12 protein-coding genes are annotated in these 12,455 nt (G+C 47.5%); all 12 read right to left on the minus strand.

The genetic code is table 11. The features are described from left to right. Nucleotides 1-387: 387 nt before the first annotated feature. The gene (gene hag, locus ISALK_RS07305; protein ID WP_160720716.1) at nucleotides 388-1,329 is read right to left on the minus strand and encodes a flagellin Hag; all 942 of its coding nucleotides are present in this window, start codon (nucleotides 1,327-1,329) and stop codon (nucleotides 388-390) included. A 357-nt stretch (nucleotides 1,330-1,686) separates the two neighbouring features. Further along, nucleotides 1,687-1,911, minus strand: a complete 225-nt coding sequence (gene csrA / locus ISALK_RS07310) for a carbon storage regulator CsrA (RefSeq protein ID WP_160720718.1) — start codon at nucleotides 1,909-1,911, stop codon at nucleotides 1,687-1,689. Then, nucleotides 1,911-2,399, minus strand: coding sequence for a flagellar assembly protein FliW (fliW, locus tag ISALK_RS07315; RefSeq protein WP_160720720.1), 489 nt, complete (start codon nucleotides 2,397-2,399; stop codon nucleotides 1,911-1,913). Before fliW ends, csrA begins: the two co-directional genes overlap by 1 nt. Nucleotides 2,400-2,504: 105 nt before the next feature. Continuing rightward, complete coding sequence (locus ISALK_RS07320) at nucleotides 2,505-3,068, minus strand: DUF6470 family protein (protein WP_160720722.1); 564 nt, start codon at nucleotides 3,066-3,068, stop codon at nucleotides 2,505-2,507. Between the two features lie 33 nt (nucleotides 3,069-3,101). Beyond that, nucleotides 3,102-4,763 carry a flagellar hook-associated protein FlgL gene (gene flgL, locus ISALK_RS07325; protein WP_160720724.1) on the minus strand — a complete coding sequence of 554 codons (1,662 nt, stop codon included), beginning with the start codon at nucleotides 4,761-4,763 and terminating at the stop codon, nucleotides 3,102-3,104. Nucleotides 4,764-4,773: 10 nt separating this feature from the next. Beyond that, nucleotides 4,774-6,342, minus strand: coding sequence for a flagellar hook-associated protein FlgK (flgK, locus tag ISALK_RS07330; RefSeq protein WP_160720726.1), 1,569 nt, complete (start codon nucleotides 6,340-6,342; stop codon nucleotides 4,774-4,776). A 17-nt stretch (nucleotides 6,343-6,359) separates the two neighbouring features. Further along, nucleotides 6,360-6,863, minus strand: coding sequence for a flagellar protein FlgN (locus ISALK_RS07335; protein WP_160720728.1), 504 nt, complete (start codon nucleotides 6,861-6,863; stop codon nucleotides 6,360-6,362). Between the two features lie 22 nt (nucleotides 6,864-6,885). Further along, nucleotides 6,886-7,179 (minus strand): flagellar biosynthesis anti-sigma factor FlgM, encoded by a 294-nt coding sequence (gene flgM / locus ISALK_RS07340; RefSeq protein ID WP_160720730.1) that lies wholly within the window; start codon nucleotides 7,177-7,179, stop codon nucleotides 6,886-6,888. Nucleotides 7,180-7,316: 137 nt separating this feature from the next. Continuing rightward, nucleotides 7,317-7,733, minus strand: coding sequence for a TIGR03826 family flagellar region protein (locus ISALK_RS07345; RefSeq protein WP_160720732.1), 417 nt, complete (start codon nucleotides 7,731-7,733; stop codon nucleotides 7,317-7,319). 148 nt (nucleotides 7,734-7,881) lie between these two features. Then, nucleotides 7,882-8,841: a ComFC family protein gene (locus ISALK_RS15345; protein WP_160720734.1), complete on the minus strand. Its 960-nt coding sequence runs from the start codon at nucleotides 8,839-8,841 to the stop codon at nucleotides 7,882-7,884. A 125-nt stretch (nucleotides 8,842-8,966) separates the two neighbouring features. After that, nucleotides 8,967-11,198 carry an SF1B family DNA helicase RecD2 gene (gene recD2, locus ISALK_RS07355; protein WP_160720736.1) on the minus strand — a complete coding sequence of 744 codons (2,232 nt, stop codon included), beginning with the start codon at nucleotides 11,196-11,198 and terminating at the stop codon, nucleotides 8,967-8,969. Between the two features lie 162 nt (nucleotides 11,199-11,360). Continuing rightward, entirely contained in the window at nucleotides 11,361-12,272 is a 912-nt protein-coding gene (gene cysK / locus ISALK_RS07360) for a cysteine synthase A (RefSeq protein WP_160720740.1), read from the minus strand. Nucleotides 12,273-12,455 lie beyond the last annotated feature (183 nt).

Consider the following 12,455-nt stretch of genomic DNA (forward strand, 5'->3'; position numbering starts at 1 on the left):
TAATTAACCTAATAATTGAAGTACTGATTGAGGTGCTTGGTTTGCTTGCGGACCATCAAATAGCTTTCACTACTTGCCAGACTATATCTTCAACCGATGAATAATTCACCGCTTGTCGGGCACTTCGGACCACCTCTGATCCTATGGATTTCATAACCTAGCAAAATATAGTATTCCTCTTTGCCTTACGGTCGTATATCCTAGTCGTTGAACCTTCTCCAACCTTTCGGTACAGGAGCTTGGCTGCTGATTATCCAATCCACACTTTTTTTGACCTGTCACGTTTATTCTTTCGAATTCCGTTGTAGGAAGCATAGCTTTAGGAAGTTCCAGCAATTCACCCGATATCACTTAAGAGTTACCCCTTAAGGGACCCTTCAAATAATGCTACCCTAGTAATTGAAGTATAGACTGAGGGGCGTTATTCGCTTGAGCCAACATCGCATTAGAAGCTTGTTGTAGAATGTTTTGCTTGGTCATTTCCATCATTTCTTGGGCCATATCTACGTCTCTGATTCGAGATTCTGCTGCTTGTAAGTTCTCTCCAGCGTTATCTAAGTTTGAAATTGTGTGCTCTAGTCGATTTTGGTTGGCTCCAAGTTCGGATCGTTGAGAAGATACTTGTCCAATTGCATTATCAATTGCTTCTAGTTGGTTATCAAAATGCATCGCTTTAGGATCACCATCATCTTCAAATGCACGGAAATCACCATCTGTTACTTTAATATCATCAATTGAAAGTTCAAGGTCATCATCACCGTCATTTAACGTTCCCAGTGCTTCAGTGCTCATATTCCCAATATTTATTGCTAAGTTCTGATCTCCATTTGCACCAATTTGCAGAATCACTGATTCAGCGTCATCCTCTCCGATATTATCTCCTTCACTATCAAAGCCACCCACTGGAGCAAAAGTTCCATCCATCAAATTTTTGCCGTTGAATTCAGTACGTGCCGCGATACCATCTATCTCTTCTGTTAGTTCATTTATTTCATTCTGGATAGCTTCTAAATCAGCCTCTGCATTTGTCTCATTACCAGCTTGCACTGTTAATTCACGCATACGTTGTAGAATATTATGGGTTTCGTCAAGTGCACCCTCAGCGGTTTGAATCATAGAAATACCATCTTGAGAGTTTCTAGAAGCTTGGTTAAGTCCTCGAATTTGTCCTCTCATCTTTTCACTGATAGAAAGTCCCGCTGCGTCGTCTCCCGCTCGGTTGATTCGCATACCGGAAGATAGTTTTTCCATTGAGTTAGCACCTGCTTGTTGTGCATTACCCAACTGACGATGGGTGTTCATTGCCATTAGATTGTTATTAATTCTCATTTGTAATTCCTCCTTGAAATTTTTGTTTTTGGCATCCTTGCCAATTTGCTTGGATGTTTAGGCTCCCGCCCCTTGTAGGGTTTTACCGGTAAAAGATTGATGCCGAACCTATACCCTTGGGTAGGTGATACAGGGATGTTACTTTTTGTTTCTTCCTTAAGTACTTTGTGTTTTCCGTCTAGACGTAATGCTTTAAGAAATGAACTCTTCCACCCCGTGGCCATCGGTTGGGTAAGAGGTTTTTCCTTGCTTATTAATAATTATCGGTATAATCCCTAGGGACTTTAGGGGTAATGCTAATTTTTTTCGTAGTTTTTTACTATGTTGCTGATGTAGCTTCTTCAATGATCCCCTGTTTTACTTTTTAAACAGATCCTTCAGACTTTCTAAGTCCTTCCCATCACTGGCGGCCTCTTTGTTCTCGGCCTCAATTTCCATGTAAATTTCCTTACGGAAAATGTCTACGTCTCTGGGAGCGTCGATGCCGAGTTTCACTTTGCCGTCCTCAATGCCCAGGACCTTAATTTCTATATCCTTTCCCAGCATAATGCTTTCATCCAGCTTTCTTGTAAGAATTAACATTATACCCCTCCTTCGGATGCTTCTTTGGGGGATGCTTGGGCGTTATTTTGACTTTCCCTTAACTCCTTAAGCACTTGATGGCGCTTTCCGTAGGGGCTGTTCTCCAGGGCCACCTGCTTTCCCAGTTTTTCCTCGTTGTTGATCACAATCGGCGCCGAAAGGTTGGCGGTCATCTCCTCCACCTTTTCCGGTACCCGGACGATGGTCCAAAGGGAAATCTGCTCTTTATCCTCGATGTTCAGTTTCTCCAAAGCCCCCTTCGGTAAGTGAATGTCGTAGTCCGGTCGAAAAATAAAGGGGTTCATAATCACAAAGGCCAACTCCCCCTTCTTTACCGCCTGCAGCCAGTGAAAGGGTAAGTTCTCGTCAGGATTTTGAATGATGGTAAACTCCGTTTCCTCTTCAAAACCGGGGATGCCGTCGGGAAAGGTGATGATGTTTTCCTCATCTACTTCAATGGTTCCAAAGTGCTTGGTTTCTAGCTTCATGGTCTACCTCCTTAGTTTTCATACTTTCTATTTTATATCCCTTATTTCTGGTAATTAAACATGCTATTTCGGCGCTCATCTCAGGACTTCAGTTTCTTTACTGCCTTAGCCTATCAAACGATTCAGTCGCGCTCCGGTGTAGTTGACTTCGAAGTAGCCTTTTTCCAGCAGATAGGTTTGGTGGTTCCCCCGCTGAAACTGCATATTTAGGGGCTGGTTATTGGCGGAAACCGTTACCTCCCCCGCTTGCAGATTCACATCGGTCCGCCCCCGGTGTAGGTCCACCTTGACCATGGATTTTGGCATCAGTTCCACATTGTAGCCCCGCTCCTTATTAAACTTCTTTCCCTTGGCGATTTGTTCCACGGAGCCCCCTTTATGATGGTCCCGAAGCTGCTCCCCTTCCCGGACAATCCGGGCGGTTCCCCGAGCGGCAGCTTGCCGTCCTTTCCCGGCGTATTCATAGGCAAGGCCCATGGGGTTTTTGACGCCGATTTCTTCCTTGGGGGCGCTTTGATCTAATACCACGCTGGGCTGTTGAATATCCAACTCCAACCTCGGCTGACGGCTTTGGATGTCCACTCGTGGGCTGGGGTTTTGAATATTAAAATTTCCGATTTCGGAGTTGATCCCGATTTGGGATAGTTTAAAATCAATGGTTAGACTCATGTTTTCACCCTCTTAGAAAAAAGACTTTTTGAGTTACCTCAAAAAGTCGATTAGTGTTGGCTGAACAATCCTTGCCCCCACAGAAAGGGAGGCTCGGTATACGTTTTCTTCGTTCATTAGCTTGGTGATGGTCTCCGCCATATCCACGTCCTCCACATTGGAGAGCTGTTCCCGGAAATTGATGGTATCCGTCTCGATACGGTCCCGTACCAAGGTCCCCCGGTTTACCCGTGCCCCTAGGGTGGACCTTGCGGTTAAGGCCACATCCAAGAAGCGATCAAAGTCATCCAAATCTTCACTGAGGGCTTCCTGATTCCCCTCTAACAAATTTTTCTCTACCCGGTCCAGCATCTGCATCACCCCGGGCTTTTTCGGACTAGCGGAAAAAGCGATTTTCTTTTGGTAGCCCGTTTCTTTATTCTCCTGTAGGTTGTCGCTGCTTACCCCGGTGGTTTCAAAATTAAAGTTTTCCAATCGGTAAATGCGTTTCCCTTCGTATAGAAAGGAGTTTTCGTTACCGTTTAGGAAGTTTTCAATGTTTTCAGGATTGATATCCTCTTCGGCGCCGGGATTTGCCTTAAGCATTTGCTGTTGGATGAAGGCTTGGTTCATATCTTGAAGGCGGTCATTATGTTCTTCAGCATCCTCCTCGGACATTTCACTTGGGGCAGGGTTTGTTACAAGTTGAATGATCCCTTGAATATCCTCCATCGCACCAAAGGTCTCGCCTTTTGATAGATCCTCTAAATCCAAGTCCGGAATATCAAAAACAGTATACTGTTCCTCACCATCTTCATCTAACGATCGATAACCTAAAGTGCTTGTAAACGAAACAGGAGTTTGTTCTGCGTCTTCCGATAAATCACTTGTATCCGATATTTCTTCACCATTAACTATTGGGGTAAAATCTTCGCCGTCTTCATCAACAAAAGATCCCCCTTTGTATCTTATTTCATTACCAGCATCATCCTGTAAAGTGTTCCCCTCTCCATCTATAAAATTCGCCTCAGTGACCTCAATATTGAGTGTCATTCCCATTAATTCTACGGTCGATGCATTACCTTCTCCTAATTCCTCCGGCAAACTCATGGTCTCCGACCACTCCGTCAAGGCTCCCTGATCCTCAAACATCTCCAGCCCGGTGAGGTTAATGGGAATCGTCTCATTCATCCCGATGGCGTACTTGATTTGATCATCAATCAGTCCCGAATCCTCCAGGAGTTTTTGATGAACGGCATCGTTATAGGACCCGTCATCATTTAACAGGTGCTTGTCAATCTCTTTTCCTGAGAAAATATGTTTTCCCCCGTGGCTGGTATTTCCGAGGCCGATGATATGCTCTTTGATTTCACTGATTTCCTGTTGAATTTTCTTGGTCTCCGACTGGGTTAAGGATCCGTTGGCCGCCTGTACCGTCAGCTCTCTTGAACGCTGTAGGGCGTCTACGTATTGGTTGGCCACGGACTCCGTGGTGTTCATCCAGGATAGGGCGTCCTCGGCGGCGGAGTGGTTTTGGTCCAACTGCCGGGTATGAGATTTTAACTGCATGATCCGGGTGGTGCCGATGGGATCGTCGGAGGGTCGGTGAATTCGTTTCCCTGTGGCGATTTGGTTTTGTCGCTGATCCATGTTCATCAGATTTCGGTTCAGGTTTCGATTCATATTGTTGATCATCATATTATTGGTTATACGCATGGTTTCCCTCCTATCTTCCTACGGTGCCCAGTCTATTTATGACCACGTCCAACATTTCGTCCATAGTGGTCATCATTCTCGCCGAGGCGTTGTAGGCGTGTTGAAATTTAATCATATTGGACATTTCCTCATCCATGGAAACCCCCATAATGGATTCCCGTTTATAATCCAGCATGCCCACCAGGCCTTCCTGATTGTCCCGGTTTCGATTGGCTTCCTTGGCGTCCACACCCAGGTTTCCGATCAGGGCTTTCATAAAGTCCTCGGGTTTTCCCTCCTGAAACATTGTTCGGTCGTTTCGCATCTGTCCGATCTGCTCGGCGATGGAGGCGTCCCCCTGACTGCCGTCGAGAGAGGTGGCGATGCGGTTTAAGTCCTCGTCCACATCGGCGGATATGCTGATGTTTCGGGCGTTAATTTCTTTGTAGTTGACTTCTCCGTCCTCATAGAGATCAATGGAATTTTCATTATCCCGGGTAAACATTAAATAACCGGCGCCGTCCTCTTGAACGGGATTGCCGTTCTCATCCTCTAACACATCACTTCCCAGTCCGTACCCCCGGCTATGTAGTTCATTAACTTCCTTGGCGAAGGTTTGGGCGAAGGTGTTCAGTTCTTTCATATAGTAGGGATAGCCCTTCTCTCCGGCGCTGTCCCCATCCCGTAGGTCCACTAGGGCTTGCAGCTCCCCGCCCAAATCCCCGGTCAGCTCTTCTCTTCCCGCCCAGGTCAGTTGGGTAATGGGAATTTCCGCCTCGGGATTATCGCCATCGTAAATATCGGAGTAGGTCTCTTCGGTTTCAATGGCATAGGCTGTATCGTGGTCCACTAAGGGGCGTCCGTTGATCTCGATCATCATTTTCTTTCCCGCACCCTCTTCGCTGCCCACGATCTTTTCGGTGTACTCAGACACCCGGACATCCGCCAGTTTCGACAGTTCATCCAGCATTACGTTTCGATCGTCTCGAAGGTCATTGGCATTGGATCCGTCGGATTCCAGGGTATAGATCTGTTTGTTGAGCCGTGAAATTCCTTTGGTCAAATCATTGATCTCCGTTACCGTGTTGTTGATTTCATCATCGGTATTCCGGACGTTTTGCTCCATTTGACTGTACAGATGATTCAGAGTCTTGGTAAAGGCAATGGCCTCTTCCCGGACCTGGGCCCGTACGGTGATGTCGCTGTCCCCGGGATTTTTCGCCAGGGTATCCACGGCGTAGAAAAAGTCGTCCATCACCTCGGTAATCCCCGTATCCGAGGGCTCGTTTAGGATCATCTCCAGCATCTCCAGGCCTTCGGCTCGGGCCCCCCAGTAACCGAGATCCGTGTTTTCCTGACGGAGCTGATGGTCGATGAATTCGTTTCGGATTTGCTGGATTTCCTTGGTGTCCACCCCGGTACCCAGCATCCCCTGGCCCCCCTGCAGTTTCATGGAAATGCTGGAGCTTTGCTCCAGTCGTTGCCTAGAGTAGCCTTCGGTATTGGCATTGGCGATGTTATGTCCGGTAATATCTAAAGCCCGTTGGGAAGAAAAAAGTCCCGACCGGGCCGCGTTAAATCCTAGAAAGGTTGATCGCATGGTGATTCCTCGCTTTCTTAAATTTTCATATCCAGTATGCTTTTATTGGATTTGCTTCGCTCCGAGGCCTTTTCGGTGTAGTCGTTGTTTTGGGGCCCTTCCTGTTGAATGGAGGCAATCAGCTCTTTATTAAAATCGATGTACTCCAAACTCTTTTTGATCAGGGATTCGTTTTCCTCGTTGACTTCCTTCAGCGCTTTTATGGTGTCTAAAATCTCATCCCGAAGGCCGTCGATTTCCTTTCCTTCTTCCTCATCGATAAATAACAGGAGTTCCGAGACGTTATCCACTTCCCGAATGTTTAGCTCCTTGGAGGCGTTGGTGAAGATCGACCGGCGGATTTTTTCGAAGGTGCCCATATGCTTAATAAACACCTGCTCTTTTTGGGTCAGCGCTTCAATTTCCTTTACCTTTCCCTTAACAATGAGGTCCTGTTTTTCCTTGGAAAGCTTTAGGACCCCATCGTACATTTCCTTTTCTTTTATCAAACTCGCTTTTAACTGTTCTAAGGACTTTGCCAACGTTATTCACCTCAAAATGGATTTAGATTTTTTGATCGATTTTTCCCTGCCGGATCATTTTATCCAACACTTCCTTGCCGGAAACTTCATAGGAACCGGAGCGGATTTGTTCTTGATACTTGGTAACCTTATCTTCTCGAATGTCGGGAAGCTTTTGAAAGGCTTTCATGGCTACTTGAAAGTCCCGGGCTTTTTCCGAAAGTTCCAGTTGATCTTTTTTCTGGGTTACTTTTTCGCTCTTTTGGGTTTTATCGGTCTTTTGATTATCATATAGTTTTAAGGCTTTCATGACGTTGGGATTATTGTGTATTTTCATGAAAAAAACACCTCCACTTTCCCGAATTTTACGTTCTTACTACTACTATCGGTAGAGTGTTGGTGCTTCTTTAGTTTATTTGATAATTTTTAAGAAGTTTTTACTTCTCGATTCATAGCCTCGACTCTTAGCCTCGCCTAGTTTTTCTTATGGCGCTCGGCGGCAAACATCCGGTTGTTTTTTACTGCTTCCTTGGCTTTCTTTTCTTCCTTCTCCTTCGGGGTCAGGGCTTTTTGGAACCCTTTTTTGATGGCATCGGCGCATGCAGAGCAGTATCGTCCGCTGGTAATGGATACCCCGCACCGTTCACAGTCTAGGAAGGTGTTGTCCGATTCCCGAATTTCGATCCGGTCCTCCCGTAAAAACTGTAGAATTAAGCGTTCGCTGACACCGGTTTCCTCATGTACATCATTCACCGAAGCGCCCGGATGATCGTAGAGGTAATCCTTGACTTTTCGATAGGCCGCTTCGGGATCCTCTCGACACCTTGAGCAAAATTCGTTGCCGTCGTCGCCAAAAGCTCTGCCGCATTTTTTACAATTGATCAGATCCATGATGACTCCTCCATTCTTTTGTCCTTATTTTGAATAATCACGCTTCATGGGATGCCTTATTTCCTACCATCGTTTCATTGCTTCCATTGAGGGGTCTTGATTTATTTAGTTATATACCATTTGTTTCACCGATCTAAACAGTTAATCCTTATCCCAGTACCACCCGAGCGATGCTGATCATGGTGATCCGAGCCGATCCCTGCTTTTTTATAACCGCCGCAATGGATTTTGCCGTAGCTCCTGTAGTATATATATCGTCAATTAACAGAATATGATTAGCTTGGATTCGACTTTTTTCGATAAAAAAGGCGTCTTCCACGTTTTGTGATCGCTGGGATTTTGAGAGCTGATTCATGGTTTGGGTGTTTTTCACGCGGGATAGGGCTTTGCTGTCATAGGGAATTTGCAGTTCTTGGGAGAGATACTTCGCCAGTAGGTCCGCTTGGTTGTAGCCGCGACGGCGGAGGCGTTTTTTATGTAGAGGGACGCTTAAAATAAGATCAAAGTCCCGGTCATTTGCGGTAAGCTGTTGGAGTTTTTCCGCCATCATCATTGCGAAAATTCGGGCAAGATAGGTTTTATCGCTGTATTTAAAGGCGTAAATCGCCCCTTTGATCGGTTTTTCATAGAGGCACAGGGAAAGATTCCGGTCCAGAGGAGAATCTTCTATGCATTCGCCGCAGCGGTTCTTCGGTCGGGGCAGGGGGCGAAGGATTTCTTCTTCGTAATGAACGGTTTCTAAGAGACTCTCCTGCAGGGGAATGGAGCATTTTTCACAGTAGGGGGCCTCGATCCAGGGGATTTCGTCGATGCATTTCGGGCATAGGTAGGCTTCGAAGGAATGGCGGCCTTTATCCTCAGATAGGATTTTTCCGTCTTCTTCCTTTGCCATACTTCCCTCCGTTCCCAAACTTTTTACAGTTGGTAAACTTTCTTTCGCACTAAAACTTCCTTCCTTTGTCATACTTCCTTCCCTTTCCCAAAGGGGTCTTTTACAGATATGACAGGAGAGGTTCATGGGAAACAGCAACTCCATAAAGGCCTCCCGGTATCGATTGAATAGGGACTTCTCCCTTCCTGCTTTCTTCAACTCCTGGTTCTCAGCCACTACACCGACCTCCTGATCCTCTGTTTTTTTGTAAGGCCCTTTTATGGAGGCCTCGCCTATTTACAAACCCTTAGTCATTTACAAGTCTTTAGCCTTTTACAAGCCCTACCCTTTTTGTAGCTCCCTTACCCTTTTACGACCTCCCGGTACTTGGACAGCCTTCTGCCCAGGCCCGAGTGGCGGGTTATGATTTTATCGTTGTCAATCATCATTCTAAGAAACTTCTCCTCACCGATCAGGACCACCAGCTCCTTGGCTCGGGTGACGGCGGTGTAAAAGAGATTTCGGGTAAGAAGCATCGGCGGGCCCCAGGTGACGGGCATGACGATCACCGAGAACTCACTGCCCTGGGATTTATGCACGGTGGTGGCGTAGGCGAGATCCAACTCGTCCAGCTTCGTAAAGTCGTATACCACTTCTTTGTTGTCATCAAAGTGTACTTCAAGCTCCTCGCTTTCCCGGTCAATCCTTACGATGTATCCCATATCTCCGTTAAATACGCCTTCTCCTTTATACTCAAAGGCGCTAGAGTCGTGGTTGACCCACTTCAGGGAATAATTGTTTCGAATCTGCATCACCTTATCCCCCTCCCGAAAGATCTTATCCTTCATCTTCTTTTCCTTCTTCTCGCCCCGGGGCGGGTTCAGCTTTTGTTGCAGGGAGGTGTTCAGGTTCAGGGTTCCCACTTCCCCTTTTTTCATCGGGGTCAGCACTTGAATATCCGAGGTGGGGGAGTACTTGTAATGATTGGGCAGTCGGGACTTCACCACATCCAACAGGGTGTGCAGCACCTCTTCCTTCTCCCGTTTGGTGATAAAGAAAAAGTCCTTATCCTTTTTATTGAGCAGGGGATACTGTCCCTGGTTGATTTTATGGGCATTAACCACGATCATGCTCTCCTTGGCCTGGCGAAAGATTTCATTGAGTTTTACCACTTTCACCACGCCGCTGTCGATGATATCCCGAAGCACATTGCCGGGGCCTACCGAGGGGAGCTGATCAATATCTCCCACCAGAACTACCCGGGTGCCTTTTTGCACCGCTTTTAGGAAGCTGTTCATCAACGTGATATCAATCATCGAGGCCTCATCAATAATCAGCACGTCGGACTCTAGGGGATTGTCTTCATCCCGGTTAAACATCATGCCTAAGTTATCATCTTCGCTGTAGCCGATTTCCAGCAGTCGGTGGATGGTTTTCGCCTCCATCCCCGAGGTCTCGGTCATCCGCTTCGAGGCTCTTCCCGTGGGCGCCCCCAGAGTTACGGTCATCTCCAGTTTTTCAAAGAGTTTAATCAGGGTATTGAGGGTGGTGGTCTTTCCCGTACCGGGGCCTCCGGTGATGACCAGCATCCCGTTTTGAACCCCTTCCTTTACCGCCTCTTTTTGATTGCTGGCTAAATCGAGATCCTCTTCCTCTTCGATGTCGGCGATCTCTTCTTCAAGGTTAATGGTCACCTCTTCCAGCTCCGCTTCCGAGAGTTCAATCACCTTTTTCGCCACGCCGGTCTCTGCATAGTAATAGGCCATGGCGTAGACGATCAGCTCGTCATCCAGACGTTCCAGCTGCAGTTTTCCGTTTAAGGCCAGGGTTTCGATGGCGGCTTCGATCCGCTCCTCCTTCGACCCCAGTAGGCCCTTGGTCTCCCGCACCAGCTGCGCCTTTGGCGCATAAGTATGCCCCTCCATATGGATCCGGTTTAAGATATAATTCGTCCCCGCATGGAGGCGGTACTCCGAATCCCTTGCTATGCCCATAGAGCTTGCAATGCCGTCGGCCACTTTAAAGCCGATGCCGTAGATGTCCTCCGCCAGGCGGTAGGGATTCTCCTGAATCATGGGGATCGCCTGCTCCTTATATTTTTTATAGATCTTCACCGCCAGGTTCGGGGTGACGCCGTATTTCGACAGGAACAGAATAATTTCCCGGAGCTGATTCTGGGCCTTGAAGGACTCAATAATCTGCTGGGCCTTTTTCTTACCCACACCGGATACTTCCCGGAGACGCTCCGGCTCTTTTTCAATCACTTCTAAGGACTCGGTTCCGAACTGGTCCACAATCCGCTCCGCCATCTTTCGGCCGATCCCTTTGATTACGCCGGAGGCCAGGTAATGAAGAATACTATCCTCTGTCGTCGGGGCGGAAGGCCGGTATTCCTTGACTTCCAGTTGTTCTCCGTAGGTATCGTGAAATTTAATGTCGCCTTTTACCTTGACGTACTCCCCTTCTCTTACCGTGGGCAAATACCCCACCACGGTGATCTCTTCATCGTCGTTGGTCTCTAAGACCCCCACCGTATATCCGTTGGATTCATTTTGAAAAATTACGTCCCGCAGTCTTCCTTCCAGCTCTAACACAGCCTCACCCCCTGGTTTTTTATTATTTCATTATTATATCATGAAAACATTTGTACGTTAAGAGAAGATCAAGGATGAAAGATGACAGCGGGACGGAGTTTTTGTCATCCCCCAATTATTGGAGGGTGTCAAAAACTCCGTCCCGCTGTCATCTCTGTGTTCTTAAAACAGATCCATACTGAGGTAGCGCTCCCCGGTGTCGGGGAGCATGGCCAGGACCTTTTGATCCGGTCCCAGGGTATTCGCCTTCTCCAGGGCCATGTATACGGCTGCGCCGGCGGAGACCCCTGCAAGGATCCCCTCCTGCTGTCCCAGCTGTTTGGTGGTTTCAATAGCCTCTTCATCGGTGATGTGAAGAATTTCGTCGTAGATATTTCTATCCAGGGTTTCGGGAATGAATCCCGGGCCGGTGCCCACGATTTTATGGGGGCCCGGTTCCCCTCCGGCGATCACCGGGGAGGCCTTGGCCTCGACGACGTAGATTTTTAAATCCGGATAATGCTTACGAAGCACTTTTCCCGTACCGCTGATGGTCCCCCCGGTGCCGGCAGTAGCCACGAAAGCGTCCAAGCCTTCGGGAAAGTCCTCTAGAATTTCCTTCGCCGTGGTGGTTTCATGGATCTTCGGGTTATCGGGGTTTGCAAATTGATTCGGCATATAACTTCCCGGGATTTCCTCGAGGAGTTCCTTTGCCTTATCGATACTTCCGCTCATCCGCAGTTCCTCCGGGGTCAGGTGGACCTCGGCGCCGTAGGCCTTTAGGATGCTGATCCGCTCCTTCGTAGCGTTTCCCGGCATGATAATGATCAACCGGTAACCCTTTGCCGCCGCCACCATAGCCATACCGATCCCCGTATTTCCCGAGGTGGGCTCAATAATGGTCCCCTTCGGTTTTAAGTCTCCCCGCTTTTCCGCCTCCTCGATCATATTCAGGGCCGGCCGGTCCTTGATGGACCCCGAAGGGTTAAAGGACTCAACTTTTACATAAACCTTCGCCCCTTTCGGATTCGGCAGGTTTTGCAGTTGAACCACCGGGGTTTTTCCCACCAGCTCCGTAATGCTTTGATAAATCATAGAATTGCCTCCTTTTTTTCATTATCCGCTCTTGATGCCCAAGTTTTCTAAGAGCTTATCATTTCCACATTTCCATTTCCTGTTGATTTTAGCTGTATCATTCAAGAAAAAGGCCTTAAAGTGCCCTGTTACATTAAGCAGCCTTTAAGACCTTCCTCTCCTTGTCGCACTATGCTGTTATTT

Source organism: Isachenkonia alkalipeptolytica, from assembly GCF_009910325.1.
Taxonomy (GTDB): domain Bacteria; phylum Bacillota; class Clostridia; order Peptostreptococcales; family T1SED10-28; genus Isachenkonia; species Isachenkonia alkalipeptolytica.